Below are 22,841 nucleotides of genomic sequence, written 5' to 3'. Positions count from 1 at the left end.
ACACCTAGTATAAGATTGATAAAATTGTTGCTAAGTCTCCGGGATTCAAAACAATTACTTGAACTCCTTTGTTTAGTATTGATTTTGCAATTCTAAAAGATTGAGATCCTGCTTCCAGGCCTACGATATCGTTCGACGTTAACCATTTTAATAAATTGTTAATTCCGCTTTCCGTTGTGCTGAATTGTCGACGTTCGAGCGAGTTCTCCGAATTGATTCGAACTACCTCTAAACTTTTTTTACCACAATCAATTCCTACATACTTGACTTCTTGACTGTTCATTTCTTTTCTCCTAAAATGACAGAGGCGGAAGGTCTTAACAAAGCCGGGTGATATCACCAGCACTCCTATTCGCGGTCGACTTTGTTTAAGCCGCCACACTTTGGTTTGCGGTGGCCGATTTAGATTCATCTATGGGTCGGGGTCTAAACCCCAAGGGAGCGATCAATCTGCCACCGGCCTTCTTGACTCCGTCGAATCAAGAATATCACACTTCGAACTGCCTTACGTCCAAGAATCATACTAATCTATGGATCGCTCATCTTAGCTTCGCTAAGAGCCAACGCTTTCGCTCCGCGGCTTTTGGCTATCTCGCTCTCTATGGATCGCTCATCTTAGCTTCGCTAAGAGCCAACGCTTTCGCTCCGCGGCTTTTGGCTATCTCGCTCTCTATGGATCGCTCATCTTAGCTTCGCTAAGAGCCAACGCTTTCGCTCCGCGGCTTTTGGCTATCTCGCTCTCTATGGATCGCTCGATAGAATCACGAAATTGATTGACAGGCCATATACAAACGAGAGTCTAATCGGTGCAATGGATAGCGCTCCCGAGCACCTTGGCCCTCTATTAATCCAGTTCTTACTCGGAGTGGGATTCTCCGCTCTGATCCTTACCCTTGCCATACTCATCGGTCCGAAGAAAAAATCGAAACCCCAAGACGCCTTCGAATGTGGTGTGCAATATTACGGAGACGCGAGAGGACTTTTTAACATCAAGTTTTATCTGGTCGCGGTCCTTTTCATCCTCTTCGACATCGAGGCGGTCTTTTTGTTTCCCTACGCGGTCAATCTGATCGGATTCAAAAACGCGGGACTCGGTTTTTTTCTCATCTTCGAGATGTTTGTGTTTGTCCTGACCTTAGTTGTGGGTTTATACTATATCTGGAAGAAAGGAGCTCTGGAATGGGATTGAGTGATTTGAGTCAAGCTCCGGGACAGGCTCTGGGAGACATGCTCCAACTTGGAAGTATAGAATCCGTGATTCAATGGGGAAGGAGCAATTCCCTTTGGCCTTTTCCTTTTGCAACCGCTTGTTGCGGAATCGAGTATATGAGTACGGCCTGTTCCGATTACGACATCGCCCGTTTCGGAGCGGAACGTCCTTCGTTTTCTCCGCGTCAGGCGGACATGATCCTGGTACTGGGAACGATCACTTACAAGATGGCTCCCGTCCTCCGTCAGATCTACGATCAAATGGCGGAACCCAAGTTTGTCATCAGCGTCGGGGCCTGCGCTTCCTCCGGGGGAATGTTCAACACCTACGGAGTTTTGCAGGGAGTGGATCGAATTCTTCCGGTGGACATTTATGTTCCCGGTTGTCCTCCGAGACCCGAGGCGATTTTAGACGCACTCGTTAAATTGCAGACGAAACTGAAAACCCAGGGGCTGGAAGCGAGACGTCAGGAAGTGATGCAGAAAATCCAGGAATTGAACGAAAGAAATAAACCCCTGGTCGTACGATGAAAGAAGAAGTAGAACGTTTCCTCAAAGAAAAATTTCCGCATTTTTTGGACGTACAGGAACCGGTCGTCTCCAACGTTCCGGTTTTTTATCTCAAACCCGAAGGTGTGGTTCCCGTATTGAACGGTCTTAAAAACCATCCGACACTCAATTATAATTTTCTAAACGACTTAACCGCGGTGGATTGGCTCGGAAAAAAAGAGCCCCGATTCGAAGTCAATTATCTGCTTCGTTCCGGAAATAAGGCCGCGAGCAAAATTCAGATCAAGGTCCGCGTCGAAGACGGGGAATCGGTTCCAAGCGCGACTAACGTTTACAAGGGAGCCGACTGGCCGGAAAGGGAAGTATATGATCTTTTTGGAATCTCCTTTATCGGTCATCCGAACCTGGATCGGATTTTGATGCCCGACAATTTTCAAGGACATCCCTTGCGGAAGGATTTTCCGTTGGAAGGATTCGGTCAGGATTATCTGATCGAGGATCTGCTTCACATTCACATAAACGAAGATATTACCAAGGAAGGAGGGAAGAAGTAGTATGATGTACGAAAAAACGGCGGAACACTTCCAACAGAAATATAAAAATCTTCCCGAAGGACATCTTCTGGTAAACCTGGGGCCTTCTCATCCGGCCACACACGGAATTTTGCAAAACGTGATCCAAATCGACGGGGAAAGAATCGTGGAAGCCGAGTCCGTGATCGGATACGTGCATCGTTGTTTTGAAAAATTAGGAGAACGTTATACATACAATCAGTTCTTGGTCTGCACGGATCGGATGAACTACGTTTCCACTCCTCTGAACAACATCGGTTGGATCCTCGCCGTGGAAAAGATGATGCAGGTGGAAGTACCCGATCGTGTAACGTATGTTAGGATGATCATCTCCGAACTTTCCAGGATCATGGATCATATCATCTGCACGGGGATTCTCGGAGTGGATCTCGGAGCCTTCTCCGGGATGTTGCATCTGTTTCATCATCGCGAAAATATCTATCAGGTTATCGAAAAACTCACCGGCGCGAGATTGACCACGACCTTTTGTAGAATCGGAGGACTGGAACGGGACATTTATCCGGACTTCGTTAAGGAAATCAAACTCGTCTGCAAGGGACTCAAACCCGCGATCGAGGAATTCAACAGTCTTCTTTTAAAGAATAAAATTTTTCTGGGACGCACCGAAGGGATCGGAGGAATTTCCGCCGAAAACGCGATCGCTTACGGATTTACAGGGCCGAATCTCAGGGCCGCGGGAGTGGACTGGGACGTTCGTAAGGACGAACCTTATCTATTTTACGATAAGGTGGACTTTGACGTTCCGATCGGAGAAGACGGAAGCGTTCTTCATAGAACGTTAGTCCGCATGGAAGAAATGCGTCAGTCGATCCGGATCATCGAACAGCTCGTAGACGGAATTCCGGAAGGGCCTTGGCACGCGGATCTTCCGCATGCGTATCTTCCCGAAAAGAACAAAGTCTACAACAACATGGAAGAATTGATCTATCATTTCAAGATCATCATGCACGGGGTCAAGGTTCCTCCGGGAGAACACTACATGGCGACCGAAGCCGCCAACGGTGAACTCGGATTTTACATCGTTTCCGAAGGGGAAAAATCTCCCTGGAGGGTGCACGTTAGACGCCCTTGTTTTTGGTATTATCAGGCATTTGCCGAACTCGTTCGGGGCGGATTGCTTGCCGATTCGGTCGCGACCATGAGTTCTTTGAACGTGATCGCGGGGGAGTTGGACTGCTGATGAGTTACAAGTTTAGCGACGTTTCCGAAAAAAGATTCCAAAAGATGTTGGAAGTATTTCCGGACAAACGTTCCCTCGTTCTGCCTTGTTTGTACATTCTCCAAAGGGAAAACGGTTTTGTGGACCAAGCGGGAATGGACTACATCGCCGAACGTCTGGGAGATCCGATTTCTCTCGCACAAGTTTACGGGGTCGCCACGTTTTACACTCTCTACAACAAAAAACCTGTCGGTAAATATCATATCCAGATTTGCGGAACTTCGAGTTGTTATCTGTCGGGAAGCGATCGGATCGAAGAACACCTTTGCAAACGTTTGGGAATTCATACGGGACAGACGACCCCGGACGGCAAGTTCACTTTGGAAGAAGTGGAATGTCTGGGCGCTTGCGGTTACGCTCCGATGGTCCAGATAGGCGACGATTTTTACGAGCAACTGACTCCCGAAAAAGTGGATCGGATTCTCGATAACCTGAACTGACAAAAGGAAATCCTTATGGCAGAAATGAAACTTCTTACGAAATACATAGACAACCCTCAGTCCGCCAAACTCGAGTTTTACGAATCCGTACACGGTTACGACGGTTTGAAAAAAGCCCTCGCGATGAAACCGGACGATATCATCGCGGAAGTCAAAAAATCGGGCCTACGAGGAAGAGGGGGCGCTGGATTTCCGACCGGACTCAAATGGTCTTTTATCCCGAAAGACATTCCAAAACCGAAATACATCATCTGCAACGCCGACGAAGGTGAACCGGGAACATTCAAAGATCGTAAACTGATTGAAAACCTTCCGCACCAAATCATAGAAGGTATGATTATCGGAGCGAAAGCCATCGGTTCCAACAAAGGATTTTTTTACATTCGGGGAGAATTTCAAAAGGGCGCCAAGACCATGCAGACCGCGATCGACGAGGCGTATGCCAAAGGTTATCTCGGAAAAAATATTCTAGACACCGATTTCGACTTCGATTTGATTTTGTACGAGGGCGCGGGCGCTTATATCTGCGGAGAAGAAACGGCGCTCATCAATTCCCTGGAAGGAAGAAGAGGCCATCCGAGACTCAAACCCCCTTTTCCCGCGGTTTCGGGTTTGTATCGTTCTCCGACCGTGGTCAATAACGTGGAAACGTTTTCTGCGATTCCTCATATCCTAGACAAGGGCGCGGATTGGTATTCCAAGATCGGAACCGAAAAATCTCCGGGTACGAGACTTTTTAGCGTTTCGGGTCACGTAAAAAAACCGGGTGTCTACGAAATCGAATTAGGAACTCCTTTATTAGAACTTGTGAATGATCTTTGCGGAGGAATCGTGGACGATAAACCTCTCAAAGCCGTAATTCCGGGCGGATCTTCGGTGCCGATTTTGACGGCGGAAGAATGCAAAACCGCTAATATGGATTTCGAATCCATGGCGGCTCACAAGACCATGCTCGGTTCGGGCGCGGTGATCGTGCTCGCGGAAGGTTCGGACATCGTGGAAACCACGTATCGTTTCGCGAGATTTTATGCGCACGAATCCTGCGGACAGTGCACACCTTGTAGGGAAGGAACGCATTGGGTCCGGGACATTCTGTATAAAATCAAAGAAGGCGAGGGAACAACCCAGGATATCGATCTGATTCTTTCTCTTTCCAGAAATATGGAAGGCGGAACTACGATCTGTCCTCTTTCCGACGCTTGTGTGGGAGCGGTCCGTCCGGCGATCCAAAAGTTTCGCGCGGAGTTTGACGCGAGATTGAAAGAAAAACCGGCGCCCGTGCCCGATCATCCCCGAAGAAGAAAAGAGGATCGGATTGAGACGGTGGGAGGAAGGACCACTCCATGAACTGGAACGAAATTCTATTTTGGCTTTTGAAAAGCGGACTTTTCTTTTTTATTTTGATCACCGCCTGCGCGTATTATACGCTCGCCGAAAGAAAGGTCGCGGGTTTTATCCAGGATCGAAAGGGTCCGAACCGCGCGGGGATCTGGGGACTTTTACAACCTCTCGCGGATGGAATTAAATTTTTGACTAAAGAGGAAGTGTTTCCGACCCAGGTGAACAAGGTCATGTATTTGATCGCTCCCGCGATTTCGATGACCTGCGCGATTATGGCCTGGTCGGTCGTTCCCTTGGGAGGTCAGATTCCTCTTCCGCAGTGGCTTCAAGATAAAACCGGTCTTACTTTTTTGGATCTACAAGTCGCCAATCCCGATACCGGAATTTTATTTTTGTTTGCGATTTCTTCTTTGGCGGTTTACGGGATCATCATCGCGGGTTGGGCGAGTAACAACAAATATTCGCTGTTAGGCGCCATTCGCTCCACGGCGCAGATGATCAGTTACGAACTTCCTCTTTCTATGAGTGTGGTTTCGATCGTGATCCTCACGGGTTCTTTGAAACTTACGGATATCAGCGCGGCGCAGGCCGGGCTTTGGAACATCTTTAAACTTCCGGGGTTGATCGCGTTTTGTCTGTTTGTGGTCGCCATGTTTGCGGAGACCAACCGTCTGCCTTTCGACTTGGCGGAAGCGGAATCCGAACTTGTGGTCGGGTTTCACACCGAATACGGTGCGTTTAAGTTCGCATTATTTTTTATCGCGGAATACATGAACATGATCACGATGAGTTGTGTCGTAACACTTCTGTTTTTCGGGGGATATCAGGTTCCGTTCGGGATTTTGGAAGGACACGTATTACAGCCGTTATTCGGACTTTTTTTCTTTTTGGGAAAAGTATTGTTCTTCACCTTTTTGTTTCTTTGGGTGAGATGGACCCTTCCTCGTTTTCGCTACGATCAACTGATGACTCTGGGATGGAAAAAACTCATGCCCTGGGCGGTTTTGAACATACTGATCGCGAGCCTCTATATACAATTTTAAGAATATAATAATATAAAAAAATATGCCATTTACAGATCAACCTCAGTTGCTTTTGTTCTTTCTGTTCGCCTCGGTGATGATCCTCGGTTCTCTCGGGGTCGTCTTTCATCCGAACGCGATCACCGCCGCCGTACTCCTCGTGTTGAGTTTTTTTTCCCTGGCCGCGATCTATGCGGTGATGAACGCGATTTTCATCGCCACGATGCAGCTTCTTGTTTACGCGGGGGCGATCATGGTATTGGTCGTGTTCGTATTGATGCTTTTGTCTCTCCGAGACGACGCACCTCGATTTTTTATCTTTGAAAAACCCATTAAGAAACTCTTATATTTGGGATTGGTAATGTTTCTGGGAGTCCTTTTGATCACCGCGGTTCAGGACGGGATCCCCTCGGAAAGTTCCGCACCAGTAGGATACGCCCAGAACAAAGACGGAAAATTTGTCGGATATTATTTTCGAATTTCGAATAACCAAAACGCGTCGGACTCGAACGTTCCATTCGGAAACGACGCAACTCCGAACGCAGTTTCCGGAAAGGATACGACTCCGACCGACGTTTATTCTCAAGGAAACACGGCGGTTGTGGGAAGCGCGATGTTTTTACGATATCTTCTCCCTTTTGAACTCATCTCCATATTATTACTCGCGGCCGTGTTGGGCGCGGTCGTCCTCGGTAAAAAGAATTTAGGAAAAGAAACGGAAGGAGGAAAGTTATGAGCCTCTGGATCTCCGGAATCCCGATCCACTACTATCTGATTCTTGCGATGATCGTCTTTACGATCGGAGTCGGCGGGGTGATGGTAAGAAGAAGTGCGGTTCTGATCTTTATGTCGGTGGAATTGATCTTGAATTCGGTGAATCTCGTATTCGTAACATTCTCAAAAGCTCTTCATCAAGTCGACGGAGAAGTGGTCGTGTTTTTTGTGATGGCGATCGCCGCCGCGGAAGCCGCGATCGGACTGGCGATCGTGATCGCGATTCATAGAATCAAAAAGACGAGCTACGTAGATCAAATGAATCTGATGAAGTGGTAGGAAGAATGGAAATAACAAATCTGATACCTGCGTTAGTCGCTCTTCCATTGATCGGATTTTTGGTCTCCGGAATTTTCGGTAAATGGCTGAAAAGTTTTACCGGAATATTTTCGACCGGAGTTGTGTTCGTTTCTTTTGTGTTGGCTCTCGTATGCTTTTTTCTGTTTCATCCGATGGAAAGGACGATCCCGGAAATTGTAACCGTATTTCCTTGGATTGAAGCGGGCGGAATCCAGGTTTCTCTCGCCTATCAAGTCGATCAACTTTCGCTGTATATGATTTTGATCATCACCGGAATCGGGGCCCTCATCCATCTTTACAGCATCGGCTACATGAAGGACGATCCGGGGTTTGCGCGTTATTTCGCCTACTTGAACCTATTCATCTTTGCGATGCTCAATCTCGTACTTGCAGAAAATCTAATTCTTCTTTTTCTCGGATGGGAAGGAGTGGGGCTTTGTTCGTATCTTTTGATCGGGTTCGACTATCACAAAGAAACCGCAGCCGACGCGGGGATGAAAGCCTTTATCGTAAACCGGATCGGAGATCTTGGGATGCTTTTAGGGATCGCGCTCGTGTTTTGGTATACGGGTTCCGTTTCCTTTACGGCGATCGGAGAAGCGATTCCGGAAGTACCTTCTTTTCGTTATATACTTCCTTTGGCTGCGGTTTGTTTTTTTATCGGAGCGATCGGAAAGTCGGCGCAACTTCCGTTGCACGTATGGCTTCCCGACGCGATGGCCGGACCGACTCCCGTTTCCGCGCTCATTCACGCGGCGACCATGGTGACCGCGGGAATTTTTTTGATCGCAAGACTCAATCCGATCTTTTTATCCGCGCCTCAGGTGGGACATTGGATCGTGATCGTCGGATCGGTGACCGCGTTTTTTGCGGCTACGATCGGGCTTTTTCAAAACGACATCAAGAAGGTGCTCGCGTATTCCACCGTCTCGCAGCTCGGATATATGTTTGTCGCGATGGGGGCGGGCGCCTATGTCGCGGGGCTTTTTCACTTGATGACTCACGCGTTTTTTAAAGCGCTTTTGTTTTTGGGATCGGGTTCGGTGATTTATGCGCTCCATCACGAACAGGATCTGAGAAACATGGGCGGGCTCAAAAAACAGATGAAGATTACCTGGATTACTTTTCTTGTCGGCTCCCTCGCGATTTCCGGAATTCCACCTTTTAGCGGATTCTTTTCCAAAGATCTAATATTAGAAAAGAGTTATGCGTATGGGGCGCTTTTTTACGGACTCGGAATCGTGACGGCGTTATTGACCGCGTTCTACATGTTTCGTATGACGTATCTCGCGTTTTACGGAGAATCCCGGGTTTCTTCCCACAAGGCGGAACACTTACACGAGTCTCCGATTGTGATGACGATTCCGCTTGTGATTTTGTCCATCGGAGCCGCGATCGCCGGATTTTTGGAAGTGCCTCATTTTCTTTTCGGAGGTGCGAACGTGCTCACCCGCTACTTCGCTCCCGTTTTTATCCGAGGAACCGAAATTTCGGAGATGATCGTAAAACAGTCGTTAGACGTTCACGAGGTCGGAACTACGATGGAACTGAGTTTGGTCGCGTTTTCCGTAGCGGTCGCGGTCGCCGGAATATTCATCGCGAGAACGATCTTTTTAACCGGAAAAAAAATTCCCGACGCGGAAGAATCTCATACCGGAGTCAAAAGAATTCTTTCCAAGAAATACTACGTGGATGAATTCTATCGCAACTTTATCGTAGAGCCGATCCTACTTCTCGGAAAGTTTTTGGCCGATCACGTGGAAAGAAATTTTTTGGATCTGATACTGAGAGGAACGGGAAGGTTCGCGGTCGCGATCTCGTTGGTTCTCCGGCGGGTTCAAACGGGAATCGTAGTCGACTACGCGATTTTGATCGTACTCGGAACGGTAGTCATACTTTCCTTTTTTCTAATGAGGGGGCTGTAACTTGGATTTCCCGCCGTATATACTCAGTATCTTTTTATTTTTACCTCTGATCGGAGTTCCGTTTTTATTTTTATCCGATAAGGTTCATTGGCTGAGATTCATTTCCGGATCGTTCACGCTCCTTCCGTTTTTGATCATCGTAGGTTTGTATTTTAAATACGATCCTTCCAATTCCTCCCTACAGTTTGTGGATAGAATTTGGAACGTAGTCGCATCCGGAAAACTGAAAGTGGACTATCATATCGGACTGGACGGATTCAGTCTCCTCCTCTGCGGAATGTCTTCGTTGTTGTTTTTTCTTTCCACGTTGGCTACGTGGACGAGTATCACCAACCGTATTCGCGAATTTTACATTTATCTAATGATCGTGGAGATGAGCGTTCACGGAGTGTTCTTATCCGGAAATCTCGTGTTGTTTTATATCTTCTGGGAAGCGATGGTTTCTCCGATGGTGCTCATGGTCGGAATTTGGGGAGAGGATCAACGAGTCAAGGCGGCGATCAAATATCTGATCTTTTCGTTTACCGGATCGGTGTTGATGCTTGCAGGAATTCTAATACTCTATTTTAAAACCGGAACGATCGTGATCGAAGAATTGTCCACGGGACTATTGCCGGAAATTCCGAAGAACATTCGTTTGTTTATGTTTTTTGCATTCGTTTTGGCGTTTGCGATCAAGGTGCCTTTGTTCCCGCTTCATACTTGGATGCCGGACGTTCACTCGCAAGCTCCCACCGTGGGTTCCGTGGATCTTTCCGGAATTTTATTGAAGATCGGACTTTATGGGTTCATACGTTTAGCGATTCCATTGTTTCCGGAAGAAATGTTGGAATACAGGGAAATTCTCGGAGGACTTTGTATCGTCGGAATCATCTACGGAGCCGTGATCGCGATGGCTCAGGAAAACTCCAAACGAGTCGTGGCGTTTTCTTCTCTTTCACACATGAGTTTTTGTATGCTCGGGATTTTGAGTTTTACGGAAGAGGGAATGGCGGGCGGAATGTTGCAGATGCTCAACCACGGATTTACGGCGGGGATGCTCTTTTTTATGCTGGGAATGTTACACGAAAGAATCGGAAACAACGATATTGCGAAAGCCGGGGGATTGTCCAAGTTGCTTCCGGTGTTTTCGGTCTTTTTTGCGATCGCGGTTTTTTCTTCCTTGGGAGTTCCCGGAACCAATAGTTTTATCGGAGAATTTCTGATCATCCTCGGAAGTATCAAGGCCAACGTCGTATATGGTGCGTTAGCCGCAACCGGAGTCGTGTTTGCCGCGGGATATTTATTGTTGTTCGCAAAACGGATGATCTTCGGAGAGCCGACCAAAAACCTGATCGAACACCACGATCTCAATCTGAAAGAGTGGTTGATCCTCGTTCCGACCGTAGCCATGATTTTTTGGATCGGAATCTATCCCAAACCGTTTTTAAAAGTATTGGAACCTTCCGTCAAAGTCGCATTAAATTCCGCGTCTGCAAAAGTCATTCGGGATCGTTCTCCGAGTACTTATAAAGAAACGGATCGGAACGGCAAGACCGTCGATATCGATACGCTCCGAAAATATGTTTCGTATAAATCATTGGGAGAGAATCCGCCGAGTTACGAGGAACGCCTGAAAGGATTCCAGGGAAAATATGCGTTGCCGGAATCGATCCGAAAGGGAAAAGAAACTTCTCCGGAAGGGGACGAGGAGGCGCAAAAATGAATCCGACCTTCCTCGACTTATTTTCCATTTTACCCGCGCTGATCCTAGCCGCGGGCGGAGTGTTCGTGATCTGTTTGACCGTACTTTTTAAAACGAAAGAATTTCTGATCGTAAGATACGTGTCCGGACTGATCTTACTCTCCGCTTTTGCGAGTGTGATTTACATCGCTTTTGCAAACGTACCTTACTCCGATTTTCAATTACCCGGCACCGGAACTTACTTCGGCGGGCAGATCGAAGATTCGCCCGTAACCTTTTGGTTGAATCTGATCTACATCTCGATGGCGATCGGAACCGCGGCGATCGTTCCAAGAATATTAAAAAATCATAAAGTAGAATTTCCCGAATTCTATCCTTTATTGTTGTTCGCAACCTGCGGAATGATACTCATGACTTCCGGACAGGACTTCATTCTCGTATTCGTGGCGTTGGAACTCATGAGTATCTGTCTCTACATTCTGATCGGAATGGCGAGAAGCGATTTGTTTTCCTTGGAAGCGACTCTGAAGTATTTTTTACTCGGAAGTTTTTCCTCCGGGTTTATGTTGATGGGGATCGCCTTTTTATTCGGTGGAAGCGGATCTACGAACATCACCGCCGCTTTACAACCTCTGATGATCGACGGATACCAAGGAAATTTCACGAAGATCGGACTCGTATTGTTTATCACGGGGGTCGCGTTTAAGATCGCGCTTTTTCCGTATCACGCTTGGACTCCGGACGCATACGAAGGCGCTTTAACTCCGGTAACCGGTTATATGTCCACTGCGGCAAAGTCGGCTTCCATCGGACTTTTGCTTGTTCTTTATACGAAACTTCCGGTACCGCTCCAAGACAGCACTTGGTCGTGGTTGCCCGGAATTCTTGCGTTGTTATCGATGGTCTACGGAAACCTGCTCGCATTAAAACAGGAAAATTTAAAGCGAATGCTCGCGTATTCTTCGATCGCACACGCCGGTTATATCGTCGCGGGGATCTCGGTGGGAATCAAAGAAGAAGTGTTGTTCTATCTCACCATATATTCTTTTATGAGTTTGGGCGCGTTTGCGATCCTTGCGTATTTGGAAGACGGAACGAGACAGGTAACTTTCTTTTCCGTTCAGTCTTTGTCTGGGGTAAAACCGCTTACGGCGATCGCGATCAATATCTTCTTTATGTCCTTGGCGGGAGTTCCGCCTTTCGGAGGATTTTGGGCGAAGTTGTTCCTCTTTCAAAAACTCGCCGAGTCCGAATCTCTGATGAATCGAATTTTATTGATCGGGGGAGTGATGAACTCCGCGCTCGCGTTATACTACTATCTGCGGATCGGAATCGCGACATTCATGAGCAGCGACGAGGGGGAAATCTCGCGCAATCACGCGGCTCCATACAGTATCGGAGTGACGGTGGTCGTCCTGATTTGTCTTTTTATGGTCGTGTTCGGTTGGTTATCGATCGTTCCCCATGATTTAAATATTCGTCCGGATCTATAGTTCTTTAGAGTTGTTGAACAATTAATTTTCCGTCCGTTTCGTTACATTAAAACGGACGATCGAAGCGGTTTTGTTAATCCTACTATGGAATTTTTCAACAACTCTTTTGATCCTTTATAGTTGAACATCGTAAAGAAACATATGTCCGTTTTTAGGATTTTCATAATAAACGGAACCTTGACCGTATTCTCCGCTGGGCATTAGAACTTTATAATATTTAGGAGGTCTAAACCAGGCCGGAGCGTCGGAAGGTTCGGATCCGTCCGATTTGACTTCGATCAAACGATTCAGTTTTTTGAATTCTTTTCTCCAGGGAGGAGGGGCCTTGAGTTCTAAAAACAAAATGTGTTCGTGACTCCAGTGCGCCGACTCCCAATACTTACCGTGAATGAGTTCCAAATCGTTCGGCACCGTTTGAGCCCCCGACCAGTAAAGATAAGCGGACTTCGGGTCTTCCGTATTTTTTTCCTCACATCCGTATACGAAAAGTTTCAGAACGATCGGTAAAAATGCGACCCAGGATTTGATTTTTTGAATCCAAGCTTTGATTCTTGCTTTCATGAGAATTTTGTCCTTTTTCTAAAACGAAACACGGAATTTTAGAGTCCTTTTTGGAATGATTGTGCCTCGGATATTTTGAAAACGGAACCGGAATCTTTTTGTCCGTTGAAACAAAAACAAAAGGATCGAAATAGAAAATCAACGAGGATTGTAAAACGACCGGATAATGATACGGATTATCTTTAGATCCGACAACTTGCGGGGCGGATAATACGGTGTACGGATTTTAAGAGGTTGTCAGTCCTAGACGTTTGAAAGAGCCTGTGATTTCGTCGGATCGTTGAAAAATCCAAAGATAAGTTTTTTAAACTCGAAGGGGGAAGTATGAACATAGAAATCGGAAAAGGGTTGAACGGTCTTTATTTCGGAATGTCCAAGGACGAGGTAAAATCAAAACTCGGAGAACCCGACGAGATCTACGACTACGATTACGAAGGTTCCGTCTCGACCGGATACGAATATTTTTCGGAGGAATCCGAATATGAATTCGATCAGGACGAAGGCGATCGATTGTATTCGATTACGATTTCAAATCCTTCGATTCGGCTTTTTGGAAAACCGATCATAGGCGAATCCATCGAAACCGTCCGAGAAATTCTGAGTCAAAACGGAATCGACGATTTTGAAGAGGACGATGAAGATCACGAGGGTCACGACCACGAAGAAGATCACGGTGTGACCGCCTTCTCCGATAAACTCAACGCGGTTTTTCAGTTTGAAGAAAACGAATTGATCTTTTTCGGATTCAGTCCGCTTTTTAAAGACGATACGATCGATTGGCCTAAATACTAAACGTTACGGTTGTACGAGTTCCAATTCTATTATATCTTCTTTTTCAATTTCTATCCTATTCCCTTCCTTATCCACAAGCAGGTAAAATCGATCCGTCTCTTCGATCGTTCCGGAATAAACTTTCTTATTTTTGAGAGTGATTCGATAGATCGGGACCGATGTGCGGGAATGATCCGAAGGATCGGATGTAATTAAGGAATTTGTTGTTTCGTTATGACGGGTAAAATTTTCATTTAAGGTTTTTTTGGAATCCTCGGAAAGGGCTTGGTATTTCGTAAATTCGCCCGAGTTCGTTTTGACGACTTCGATTTCTTGCGAAGCGGTTTGCGAAGTTTCGTCTTTAAGAACGGAGTATCCGGTTAAAACGTCCACTTTCGGTTTTGTGGAATCGGACGGCTCGACTCGTATCGCACCCTCTAACACTATAATTTGATATTTTTTATAATGCGGGTCCACTATGAGAACGAGAGTGGTTCCTAGGAGCTCGGAAGATATGGTCTCGACTTTCGATCGAACTCTCAGAGTTGTTTTTTTTTTGATCGTAGTAAACAGAGCCGTTCCCGACCTTAAATCCAGATTGATTTCGTCCCCTTTTTTGGAAGCGGAAAAGATCGAATCGGGTAAAATTCTCAAAGTCAACCCCAGATCTCCGGCGATCGTATAATCGCAGTAGGAATTTTTACCGGATTTCAGAACGATTTTTTCCTTATCCATAGTAACGTTACACTGGCCCGTCGTCACCGATTTGGTGATTTCGAATTCGTTTTGGTTCCCGGTAAAAAATCTAAAATAAAATGCCAAACCTGAAAGTAATAGAACACAGGCGGCGGCTAATAATGAATTTCTAAAATAGAGAACGCCGCGTTTTTTTTCACGGGAACGGAACGGTTCAAGCTCCTTTCGATTTACATCCAAGGTTCCGATTTGAATCTTCAATTTCATCAACTCGAAGAATTCTTTTTTGGACTTTGGATCGGATAAAAATTGGCTGAGTTCCGATCGTGTCATTTCGTTGGCAATGGCTCGTTGCATATTTGACCTTCGATTTGATTCGGGATTAGATTCCATCTTTTATCTCCTATATACTCTCAAAGTCGAAATTCGAATTTTGCAATTTCTTACGTAGGACGGTCAGCGACGCGTATGTTTTCCGATTTACCGTTCTTACGGATATCCCTAACTTTTCGGCGGTTTCTTTGATCGTATATTTTCCTAAAAAACGCAGTATGATTATATTCTTTTCCAAATGAGGTAAACTTTCCACGCTTGCGTTTAAAAGATCCAACTGATGCTTATCTTCCTCGTATTCTATTTCCTTTTTCGAAATAAATTCTAAAACTTTATGAGAATTTTCCACTTCTCTTTTTTCGGATGCGCCTTTCTTCCGAATCAAATCCAGGAATTGGTTTTTGGCGATCGTAAGCATCCAAGACGTTTCGTTGCCCTTGGAAGGATCGAACTTTTCCCAATGGTTCAGGACTTTGATAAAAGTTTCCTGACAAGTTTCCTCCGCTTCCTCTTTGGAAGCGCCTTTGCTAAGAAGAAATCGATAAATTTTTTCATAATTTCTCGAATATAAACCGTCAAAATCAAAAATTTGACTTTCGGAATTTTGGCTCATCTGTAATTAAATAACGAACCGACTTGTAAAAAAGTGTCACGCGGAAGCAAAAAAAAATCGAATGCCGCCATCGAATCCGAAATTTTTACGATTTAACCTTAAACTTAATTTTTCCGTTCCGAGAATTCGGAAAACTACGAAACGTTCCGAGGAATCAAGCGAGTTACTTTCTAAACTCAACGAAACGCTGTTATACGTTTTATTTTTCGTATCGACTTGTTTTTTTACGAACCTCGACGCGAAATCGATTTTACTCAAAAATGGGAGAAGAATCGTGAATGTGGAAGTCAAAACCGTTCCCAACGGTTTTGAAATCACACATAAAAACGGTAAGGTGGAGAGAATTTCCCTCTCGGAAGTCCAGAAAGTTTTTATTTCCAATTTCCCGCCGAATCCAGCAAAAAAACCCGAGTTGGCAAAACCGACCCCCAATTTAGAAGGAACTTCGAAAGAAAACACTCCACAACATCCCACTCAAAACCCCGAAGTGGTCAAACCGACTCCTAATTTAAGGCCAAGTGTGGAAGAAAGAGTTCCCACAGCCAAAAAATCAGGCATTAAAGTTTTTGCGGAAGGGCTGATTCCCGGATGGTCCCGATTGCTTCGAAATGATTCTTATACTTTAAAAGGTTTGGGTTTTCTTTTGATACTTACGGAACTTTATCTCACCGAAAGAAGTGTCGTATATTTGAGTCCCGTAAAATCCGCCTCGCAAACGGGTACAGCGCCTACGCCGTTCGATCTGTTCGCCATCGTGTCAAACGATCGAAATCTGATCAATATTGCCGCCTCGTACAGTATCATTTCGAATTCTTCGAAAGTCGTTTTGACAGACGGTCAAGTGCTGGAGAAAGGACGTTATCAGCGTGAGAAGCAAGAATACGTTTCCGCTTTTGTTTTCGTTTTAATTTTGGACGCTTTCTTAGGATATCAGTTTGAAAATTGGGAAGTTGTGCCCAGTGTAAACGTTTCCTTTCGGGAAAAAGAAAAGGAAGTTTCGGGCGGAGTGATTTTTCGTTTTTAGGACCGTCCGGAAGTACAAGATTCCCTGATTTTTTTTTCTAAAATACGCTTCAATCCCGAATTTAAGTTTCATTCTTCGAATTTTTTTGTGGCACAAAAAAAAACGAGGGTCGTTGGCATAGTTGAACCAATTTGGAGGATTCAACCATGTTCCAAAAAAAAATAGCCGTGATGTTGTTCTTAACGTTGTTCTTTTCGAACTGCGCTAGCAAAAAGGACGACAACTCTCTCAACAATGCACTTCTCTTGGCGGCGCTTCAATCTAAAGATCCCGGTGTTTCCGGAGTTTATGCAGCTTTGAGCGTCCTTACCGCAAATAACAACCCGGGGCAACAGGGAGCTCGTTCCAGAGGGAACGTATCTCCTTTTGCGACAATCAATCAGTCTCAGGATTGTGCTTTGGGTGGAAAGATGACTTTGTCGGGTGAAATGACCCCTAGTCAAACGGCTACCGGGTTTAGCATGCAGTTTACCGATACAAAGATGGCGTTTGAAAATTGTCAACAAATGGCTCCTACGATGGAGGGTGGTGGAACCTCTCTTGTCACGATTGAAGGTGAAATTACCTTAGATGGGAGAGCGGATATAGTCATGGATGGAAATTTGAATCCGAATGCACCGCTGACCGAGATGAAATATACGATGAACAGTATTCGAAGAATGCGTACGAGTTCTTATACTGTGAACGGCTTCTTATATCCGACAATCGATCTTACCTTCACATCGAACAACGCAAAATACTCGATTCAAAATATGGACGATCTCGATAAAGCGACCATGACGATCGAGGAGACCGTGGAAATCAGCGGAACGATCGGCGAGGAAAAGATAAAAGATTCACATACCTATAAATCTACGATTAAACTGAAGTAATTTTTGGGCCGCCGAGTCAAAAAGGCTCGGCGGTTTTTAAATTTCATTTTTTCTCCTGCCGATGATTTTACTCTTCCGGAAAATTTCCGTTTTTCATATAAAATCAATAGACCGAACTCACGCGTTTTAGAGATCGGGACGAATGGTTTGTGTTTGTCTGCCGAGGAAGACGCGGTGCAACCTGAAAATAAATTATAATGTACGAATATAAAAAATCATTAGTTTCTTTGGAGGGCTTCTTCAAAGGAACCGTGGATCATTTTGAAGACCTCTTGCCAACTTTCTTCCACCTCGTGGGAATACCAGGGTCCAAGCCATTCTTGCAAAGCAAAAAGCCAGCCTTTTTCCAGGAGGGGAATTTCTTCCACTCGGTTGCAGATTTTGATACATTCCATTCCGAAGTTATGAATGGCTCTTTCCAGTTGCGGGTCCTGAGGTCCGAAAAGGGCGATGTTCCGCGCGGCGCTTATAAAAGATTTGGCTTCTTCCAATTGAATCCGGGAAAAGACGTCCTCGTATTTTAGGCTGTTTTCCTTTAGATATACAAAAAATAATTCTACGAATTTGATTCTGTCCAAATTAACGATATCAAAGGATTCGCGTAAGTTACGAACCTGCTTTTCCGAAATGCTCATTTTCACTCGTTCTCCGCAAATCCAGTGTTTTTAAAGGATATTATGTAGGATATACGATTTTGAACGATTGGCTTATTGGGTTATAACACGACCCGTTTTATATTAGGACGCCGTATCTTAAAACGTATCCGATGGCGTCGTGGCCGAAAATTCTTCCTCAAAAATTGATCCGATAGAGGATGAAATATCCTTTGTGAAGACGACTCTCCGGAAAATTTAAGGGTCATTCAAAGCCCGGCCGGTAAAATCGGTGTTTTGGGTTCGCGCCGATTCCCGTTATCCGGAGGTTTCCAAAATATTCAAAAAGCAGAATGTAGATTTCGTCGCCGTTCCTTCCATGAGTTTTCGAACGACGCCACGCCCAAGATTTGGAAGGCTATAGCGACCCGGACGATGTCGATCGTCGAATTTCAGAGGACGTCAAATACACTTTGACGGGCGGAATTTCGAAATCGGGAGCCACGCACGGGATCAACGTTTTCTTACGAGGTCCTTTTTGGGATTTGGGTTTGGACGGCAATCCGTCGTTCGACGATTCGGAGCTTTCCGCGCCGGTATCGTAAACCTCCGGTTGGATGGATGATAATGATTTATTTCTTGAAAACTGACCGAAAAGGATTCTTCTTGGCGCATGTCACTATTTCTTTTTGAAACCTTTTCTGATAACTTTCAAACCAAACACAAAGAAGTTACTTCAGGAAAGTGGTTCGGTTTAAATTCTTTAAATTTAGAAGGGAAACCCTTTGCCACTTTCTTTGAAGGAAACCTCGTTCTGAAACTCGGAGCCGAAAAGATCGCTGAGATCATTTCTCGTTATCCGGGCGCAAAACTCTTTGATCCTTCCGGTAATAACAGAGCCATGAAAGATTGGCTTGAGATTCCGGTCGAATTCGAAGGGGATTGGCTTTCCTTGGCGGAAAGTTCTCTTATCCTCGCTCAAGAAACGTTGAGTGCGGCTCCCGCTAAGAAAAAATCTCCCGTTAAAAAAGCGGCCAAGAAGAAAGCGCCTGCAAAGAAAAAGAGCGCTCCAAAAAAGAAGGCAGCCAAGAAAAAATCTTCGGCTAAAAAATCCAAGGTGAAGCCGAAAGCTAAGGCTAAAAAGAAAGTCGTTCGGAAAAAATCTCCCGCTAAAAAACGGAAGAGATAAATACTAGTGAATAAAAGTCAGAGTTCAGAGTGACCTTGCCTGAAAAGGGCGATCAGACTTTAACAAAGCATGATTTTTCTATTCTGTAAATGATTCTGAACTCTGATTTCTGAACTCTGATCCCTAAAATCTATCCACTAGGATTCAGTGAATAGAAGTCCGAGTTCAGTGGGTTTTTTCCTAATAGAGCAATTGGGTTTTAACAAAGCATAATTTTTCTATTCTGTAAATGATTCTGAACTCTGATTTCTGAAATCTATTCACTAGGATTCAGCAAATAGAAATCAGGATTCAGTTATTTTTTCCTAACGAGAGGGATCAGACTTTAACAAAGTATAATTTCCTTACTCCGTAAATTTTCTAACCACTAGTCACTAACCCCTAGTAAAGGACACATAACGCGATCTTTCCGAGTTGGAAACTTTTCCTTGGTTTTTCCCACGCAAGATTTTTCCTACGGCCCTCTCTTTGAACGAGAAGGGTTGAAAGATTATTTTTTAGTTGAAAACACTTTTTGAATAAATTCTTCCGCTTCCTTTAAGATCAGTTCTTTGTCGCTTTTCATGTATTTGGAAAACAGAACGTGATTTCCCGTTTCCACTTTTACCGCCTTGTTGAAAGGATTTGTTTTTCCATTTTCATTCATTTTTTTGAATGCGTCTAACATCGATTTTACGGAGGCGGACGTATCCTGTTCCTTTTCGTTTTTATAATAGTAAAATAAAAGTACGGGAGAGGAAATTTTGGAAAACGGTTCCGTTCCTAGGACAAATTCTCTCAAGTCGGATAAATTTTGAACTGCGGCGAGATACTGATCCCTGTACCAAAACGCGCTGGCCGGATCACGTTTTTGTTCTTCTGTGGATTTGCGGATTTTGCCCATTATCAGATTGGCAAAATCTTTTCCCCAGGAAAACTGATAGATAACTCCAAGAGGGCTTGTGAAATCATAAAAAGGGGATACGAGAATCAGCGCGTGCACCTTTTCCGGATACTTGGCCGCCAAGTATGTGGAGATCAATCCGCCCATACTCGTCCCGATTAGAATTGTTTTTTTACCGAGTTTTTCGGATTCTAAAAGCGCGGTTTCGGATTCCTGCAATATTTCTGCAAAGGTTGTGTCTCTATGGTCTTCCAAATTGGTTCCGTGTCCGGGAAGACGAACATAGTAAAGATTTGCTTTGAGATCTTTCGAAAGTTTATCCGTAACTTCTTCTCCTTCCGCGCGAGAAGCTCCAAAACCGTGGATATAAAGGATGGCGAACTCGGTTTTATCCGGAGAATACCTCACCAATTTTTCCTCATTATCGGGTCTCGTTTTTTTAGTTCGGCTGATGAGAAGTTTTTCGCGATAGTATCCGTCAAAGTCGACATGTAACGGGAGCGTCTTATATTCGTATTTAGGCGTTCCCGTATAAAAAGTGACGACAAGAAATAACCCGAACGCTCCTAAAAGTCCTAGGACCCACTTGAGAATCTTCATTGTTTTATTTTTCCTCATGACACGAATGATCAATTGAACAATTCCATTCGTTTGTACCTACCCTGCAAGAAAAAAGCGTTCGATTTAGGTTTTGCATACTTACAAAAATAAAAAGAAGAAAATACGCTGAGTTTCTTTCGGGATAGGCTCCGATATTTTGGAAGTAATTTGAAGTCTCCAATTTCATCCCGTTTTAACGAATGATTAATTTTGAGATAAAATAAAGTCAATTATTTCACAAATTTCGATTTTTCGAATCAATGTAACGCGAGTTCGGCGATGTTTATCCAAGAGTTTCTTTCTAAATCGCCGACTTAAAACTACAGTGGTAGTGTGCACCTGCCTCCAAAACACTGATTTACCGATGCGCTGGTCGGGTAGGCCCCTGTACCTCTTCTGTCCTCTCCTTCTCCAGTGCAATTGCTGTTAGAGATTAGGAAATCAAAGATATTGTCATAAATCTCTTCTCTTAACTGTATGGTCATAAATATTCTTAGCGCCCTAGTCGGCGTTTCCAGTCTATTGATTACCTCGAGCGGATCCGTGGTCGGTGTTAAAGTTTGTCTGAAATAGTCCAGCGGCATCGCAACTGCGGCCGTTGGAATTATCACTAACCCCTGAGAGGTCCTAAGAATGGGAACGGAATGCCCCGTTATAGTTCCGGATATATGCCGACGGGCCGATACCCCCAACCAAATACTTCCGGGCGGAGAATTTATGAGCGAGCGAATGTGAGATTGTATCTCAGGTTGAGTTCTGAATTCACGAGAAGGAACCCAGTCGTACTGAGGCAATACAGTCATAGCGGTTGCAAATACACGCAGCCTACTCGTAGGACCGGTAAAACTTTCATACACTCTAGGAACGTCCGCCAACGCCGTGTCCAATAACGGATAACGTTGTCCAAACGAGATAAAAGGATCCGTATTGGGAGCCGTATCAAAAAAATAACCGCCACTCTGAAGAGGTCCTTGCGAATGGCGCTCCTGAAGCTCCGCCAACATCTGGAAACTATGAAGCAGACAAACGCCGCATATCCCACGAACCTGGCTCGCTGATGCAGCTGAATTTGATATATCATAAAGTCTTCGAATCCAAGCCTCACTCAATTGAAAGTCGGGCGGTAGGGTTCTTTTAGATCTTTTGTATATTCCATTTTCCTTATTTCCGGCCGGACAATACTGCTCCGTTTTTCCAAGATTCCCGGCTGTGTAACGTACCCAATTCAGCAAATCCTTATTAACGGTAAACAGAGAAGTAGGACTGTTGGTAGTATCGTTTTTCAAAAAAGAAGGTTTAGCCGCATAGGCAACACCCCAATTGGATCCATACCTGGTAACTCTTAGGGCATTCCCCTTGTAATCCGTGATCATCCCTCCCTCGTCGGTTTCCAGAGAGACGTTCCAATAAGCGGGATTGTTCTTACTGATAGGCGCGTCGCTACACAATCCCCATTTGACCCAATTCCATTGATAACTATTTACGTTGGAATACATACAATAGAGAGATCCGCTCACGGGATCGTATTCGGCGAGATGTCCGCTTTCGGGATTGTAGTAGATCGGCGTGGTATTTTTCTTCGAGCCTTTCGAATGAATGAAGTAACGATCGTTTCCCAAGTTCCAAGCTATGGAAGTTTGAACGCTGATGTTTCCGGGAGTGGCTACGGTCTTAACCCAATCCTCCATCGAAGTGTCTAACGTGTGGTTATAGTTATCCTTTGAGTTTCTGGAGATATAACCGTACCAATTCGTATCCTTCAAACGATAAAACCCGTCCGCGGTCCAAAAGGCGTTATCCTTTACGATCCATCTTTGTCGAGGGTCATTGATCGTACAAGGTCGGAGGTTGACGTAATCCCAAGTTTTATCTCCGAGAATCACCGCCTCCGGGGCGGTTACACACAACCAAGTGTTTTCAATGTAATAAGAAATTCTTTGAAACACATCGTATCTTGCGTTAGCGACGTGTTGCTCCCAACACTGTTCAATCTGAATATAACTTTCACCTCCGCTGAAAACAGGGGCGTAACAAAATTTGCCTCCGTCGTGTACAACGACCTTAATCGGTTTATCTTTCGGTTTATCGGTGGGCTTTTGAACCGGCGAAACGGGATTGACAGTCGATAAAATAGATTCCAGTGCGGGACTCACACCGTAAGTGAAACCGACTCCAACGGAGACCGACAAAACGATC

The 22,841-nt window shown here is 45.0% G+C and carries 22 protein-coding genes and 2 pseudogenes; 17 read left to right on the top strand and 7 right to left on the bottom strand.

What is annotated here, in order from left to right; translation table 11 throughout:
- Positions 1-10: 10 nt before the first annotated feature.
- Positions 11-283, bottom strand: a pseudogene (locus LEP1GSC060_RS15480) (IS110 family transposase); the annotation flags it as partial.
- 528 nt (positions 284-811) lie between these two features.
- On the opposite strand from LEP1GSC060_RS15480, the gene LEP1GSC060_RS15475 reads away from it, so the two are divergent.
- From LEP1GSC060_RS15475 to LEP1GSC060_RS15420, 12 genes are read left to right on the top strand one after another with little or no spacing between them, the layout of a single operon-like run.
- Complete coding sequence (locus LEP1GSC060_RS15475) at positions 812-1,189, top strand: NADH-quinone oxidoreductase subunit A (protein WP_036096753.1); 378 nt, start codon at positions 812-814, stop codon at positions 1,187-1,189.
- Positions 1,180-1,740, top strand: a complete 561-nt coding sequence (locus LEP1GSC060_RS15470; RefSeq protein ID WP_003007372.1) for an NADH-quinone oxidoreductase subunit B — start codon at positions 1,180-1,182, stop codon at positions 1,738-1,740. The genes LEP1GSC060_RS15475 and LEP1GSC060_RS15470 overlap by 10 nt, the downstream gene beginning before the upstream one ends.
- The gene (locus LEP1GSC060_RS15465; RefSeq protein ID WP_003007332.1) at positions 1,737-2,273 is read left to right on the top strand and encodes an NADH-quinone oxidoreductase subunit C; all 537 of its coding nucleotides are present in this window, start codon (positions 1,737-1,739) and stop codon (positions 2,271-2,273) included. Before LEP1GSC060_RS15470 ends, LEP1GSC060_RS15465 begins: the two co-directional genes overlap by 4 nt.
- A 1-nt stretch (position 2,274) precedes the next feature.
- Positions 2,275-3,492 (top strand): NADH dehydrogenase (quinone) subunit D, encoded by a 1,218-nt coding sequence (nuoD, locus tag LEP1GSC060_RS15460; protein ID WP_003007362.1) that lies wholly within the window; start codon positions 2,275-2,277, stop codon positions 3,490-3,492.
- Positions 3,492-3,971 (top strand): NADH-quinone oxidoreductase subunit NuoE, encoded by a 480-nt coding sequence (nuoE, locus tag LEP1GSC060_RS15455; protein WP_003007354.1) that lies wholly within the window; start codon positions 3,492-3,494, stop codon positions 3,969-3,971. The genes nuoD and nuoE overlap by 1 nt, the downstream gene beginning before the upstream one ends.
- 15 nt (positions 3,972-3,986) lie before the next feature.
- Positions 3,987-5,318: an NADH-quinone oxidoreductase subunit NuoF gene (gene nuoF / locus LEP1GSC060_RS15450; RefSeq protein WP_003007340.1), complete on the top strand. Its 1,332-nt coding sequence runs from the start codon at positions 3,987-3,989 to the stop codon at positions 5,316-5,318.
- Positions 5,315-6,355, top strand: coding sequence for an NADH-quinone oxidoreductase subunit NuoH (nuoH, locus tag LEP1GSC060_RS15445; protein WP_003007366.1), 1,041 nt, complete (start codon positions 5,315-5,317; stop codon positions 6,353-6,355). The genes nuoF and nuoH overlap by 4 nt, the downstream gene beginning before the upstream one ends.
- A gap of 22 nt (positions 6,356-6,377) precedes the next feature.
- The gene (locus LEP1GSC060_RS15440) at positions 6,378-7,070 is read left to right on the top strand and encodes an NADH-quinone oxidoreductase subunit J family protein (RefSeq protein ID WP_036096750.1); all 693 of its coding nucleotides are present in this window, start codon (positions 6,378-6,380) and stop codon (positions 7,068-7,070) included.
- Positions 7,067-7,387 (top strand): NADH-quinone oxidoreductase subunit NuoK, encoded by a 321-nt coding sequence (nuoK, locus tag LEP1GSC060_RS15435; protein WP_003007345.1) that lies wholly within the window; start codon positions 7,067-7,069, stop codon positions 7,385-7,387. The genes LEP1GSC060_RS15440 and nuoK overlap by 4 nt, the downstream gene beginning before the upstream one ends.
- Positions 7,388-7,392: 5 nt before the next feature.
- Positions 7,393-9,333 (top strand): NADH-quinone oxidoreductase subunit L, encoded by a 1,941-nt coding sequence (nuoL, locus tag LEP1GSC060_RS15430; protein WP_003007401.1) that lies wholly within the window; start codon positions 7,393-7,395, stop codon positions 9,331-9,333.
- A 1-nt stretch (position 9,334) separates the two neighbouring features.
- Positions 9,335-11,038 (top strand): NADH-quinone oxidoreductase subunit M, encoded by a 1,704-nt coding sequence (locus LEP1GSC060_RS15425; RefSeq protein ID WP_003007348.1) that lies wholly within the window; start codon positions 9,335-9,337, stop codon positions 11,036-11,038.
- Positions 11,035-12,510 carry an NADH-quinone oxidoreductase subunit N gene (locus LEP1GSC060_RS15420; protein WP_003007342.1) on the top strand — a complete coding sequence of 492 codons (1,476 nt, stop codon included), beginning with the start codon at positions 11,035-11,037 and terminating at the stop codon, positions 12,508-12,510. Before LEP1GSC060_RS15425 ends, LEP1GSC060_RS15420 begins: the two co-directional genes overlap by 4 nt.
- Before the next feature lie 114 nt (positions 12,511-12,624).
- Here LEP1GSC060_RS15420 and LEP1GSC060_RS15415 read toward each other — a convergent pair whose 3' ends face one another.
- Positions 12,625-13,047 carry a hypothetical protein gene (locus LEP1GSC060_RS15415; protein WP_196221661.1) on the bottom strand — a complete coding sequence of 141 codons (423 nt, stop codon included), beginning with the start codon at positions 13,045-13,047 and terminating at the stop codon, positions 12,625-12,627.
- A 348-nt stretch (positions 13,048-13,395) separates the two neighbouring features.
- Here LEP1GSC060_RS15415 and LEP1GSC060_RS15410 point away from each other — a divergent pair, with 348 nt between their 5' ends.
- Positions 13,396-13,863, top strand: coding sequence for a hypothetical protein (locus tag LEP1GSC060_RS15410; protein ID WP_003007393.1), 468 nt, complete (start codon positions 13,396-13,398; stop codon positions 13,861-13,863).
- 3 nt (positions 13,864-13,866) lie between these two features.
- On the opposite strand, the gene rsx is transcribed toward LEP1GSC060_RS15410, so the two are convergent.
- Together rsx and LEP1GSC060_RS15400 are read right to left on the bottom strand one after the other, a co-directional pair.
- A complete protein-coding gene (gene rsx / locus LEP1GSC060_RS15405) occupies positions 13,867-14,931 on the bottom strand; it encodes an LIMLP_03685 family anti-sigma factor (RefSeq protein WP_196221660.1) in 1,065 nt (354 codons plus the stop codon).
- 10 nt (positions 14,932-14,941) lie between these two features.
- Complete coding sequence (locus LEP1GSC060_RS15400; protein ID WP_003007356.1) at positions 14,942-15,484, bottom strand: RNA polymerase sigma factor; 543 nt, start codon at positions 15,482-15,484, stop codon at positions 14,942-14,944.
- 61 nt (positions 15,485-15,545) lie between these two features.
- On the opposite strand from LEP1GSC060_RS15400, the gene LEP1GSC060_RS15395 reads away from it, so the two are divergent.
- Positions 15,546-16,508, top strand: coding sequence for an LA_0442/LA_0875 N-terminal domain-containing protein (locus tag LEP1GSC060_RS15395; RefSeq protein WP_003007369.1), 963 nt, complete (start codon positions 15,546-15,548; stop codon positions 16,506-16,508).
- A gap of 146 nt (positions 16,509-16,654) precedes the next feature.
- The gene (gene srp, locus LEP1GSC060_RS15390; protein WP_003007350.1) at positions 16,655-17,380 is read left to right on the top strand and encodes a sigma factor SigX-regulated lipoprotein; all 726 of its coding nucleotides are present in this window, start codon (positions 16,655-16,657) and stop codon (positions 17,378-17,380) included.
- A gap of 218 nt (positions 17,381-17,598) precedes the next feature.
- Here the strand turns inward: srp and LEP1GSC060_RS15385 are convergent, their stop codons facing one another.
- Positions 17,599-18,015 carry a hypothetical protein gene (locus LEP1GSC060_RS15385; protein ID WP_003007329.1) on the bottom strand — a complete coding sequence of 139 codons (417 nt, stop codon included), beginning with the start codon at positions 18,013-18,015 and terminating at the stop codon, positions 17,599-17,601.
- Between the two features lie 130 nt (positions 18,016-18,145).
- On the opposite strand from LEP1GSC060_RS15385, the pseudogene LEP1GSC060_RS21045 reads away from it, so the two are divergent.
- Positions 18,146-18,666: pseudogene (locus tag LEP1GSC060_RS21045) on the top strand (hypothetical protein); the annotation flags it as partial.
- Complete coding sequence (locus LEP1GSC060_RS15375) at positions 18,647-19,162, top strand: CDK5 domain-containing protein (protein ID WP_003007352.1); 516 nt, start codon at positions 18,647-18,649, stop codon at positions 19,160-19,162. The pseudogene LEP1GSC060_RS21045 and the gene LEP1GSC060_RS15375, both read left to right, overlap by 20 nt.
- A gap of 490 nt (positions 19,163-19,652) precedes the next feature.
- Here the strand turns inward: LEP1GSC060_RS15375 and LEP1GSC060_RS15370 are convergent, their stop codons facing one another.
- Together LEP1GSC060_RS15370 and LEP1GSC060_RS15360 are read right to left on the bottom strand one after the other, a co-directional pair.
- A complete protein-coding gene (locus tag LEP1GSC060_RS15370; protein ID WP_036096755.1) occupies positions 19,653-20,663 on the bottom strand; it encodes an alpha/beta hydrolase in 1,011 nt (336 codons plus the stop codon).
- A gap of 302 nt (positions 20,664-20,965) precedes the next feature.
- Positions 20,966-22,840, bottom strand: a complete 1,875-nt coding sequence (locus LEP1GSC060_RS15360; protein ID WP_051061452.1) for a DUF1561 domain-containing protein — start codon at positions 22,838-22,840, stop codon at positions 20,966-20,968.
- Position 22,841: the final 1 nt, after the last annotated feature.

It is taken from the genome of Leptospira weilii serovar Ranarum str. ICFT (assembly GCF_000332415.1).
Classification (GTDB): domain Bacteria; phylum Spirochaetota; class Leptospiria; order Leptospirales; family Leptospiraceae; genus Leptospira; species Leptospira weilii_A.
Note: the sequence above shows the minus strand (reverse complement) of the source record. Positions and strands in the feature narration are given on the sequence as shown.